The following is a 744-nucleotide window of genomic DNA, read 5'->3' on the forward strand; positions in this document are numbered from 1 at the left end:
GCGGCTTGCCCGGCTGGATGTGGCTTAAGGCGATGCCCTGTTTCTCTGCCCATTCCATCAGCTTGCCGCTGACGTATTCAGGCCCGTTGTCGACCCGTATTGCCATCGGCTTACCACGCCATTCGATGATCTGGTTCAGGCTGCGGATGACACGCTCGGCAGGTAGTGAGAAATCCACCTCGATGCCCAGACCCTCGCGGTTGAAGTCGTCCAGAACGTCCAACAGGCGGAATTGCCTGCCATCCTCAAGGCGATCCGCCATGAAGTCCATAGACCAGACCAGGTTCGGTTTCTCCGGTACGGCCAGAGCGTCCGGCTTCTCGCGCCTCAACCGCTTGCGTGGCTTGATCCTGAGGTTCAGTTCCAGCTCGCGATAGATGCGGTATACCCGCTTATGGTTCCAGCGATGCCCCCGGATATTGCGCAGGTAGAGAAAGCAAAGACCGAAGCCCCAGCTCTTCTTCGCCCGCGTCAACCCGATCAGGAGATCGGCGATCTGCTCGTTCTCGTCGTTCATCTTGGCGCTGTAACGATAGCAACTCTCGCTGACACCAAAGGTGCGGCAGGCGAGTGCAATGCTCACCCCGCGCAACGCCACCGCTTTCCCGGCCATCTCCCGGCGTTGAGATGGCCGCGTCACTTTTTTCCAAGAGCCTCTTTGAGCAGTTCCGCCTGCATGCTCATCTCCGCATACATCTTCTTCAGCCGACGGTTCTCGTCTTCAAGAGCCTTCATCTGGCTGAT

1 pseudogene is annotated in these 744 nt (G+C 58.5%); it reads right to left on the reverse strand.

From position 1 onward, the window contains the following. Positions 1-744 (reverse strand): annotated as a pseudogene (locus L0976_RS28570) (IS3 family transposase); the annotation flags it as partial.

The sequence above is a fragment of the Shinella sp. NM-101 genome (assembly GCF_021401195.1).
Classification (GTDB): Bacteria; Pseudomonadota; Alphaproteobacteria; order Rhizobiales; family Rhizobiaceae; genus Shinella.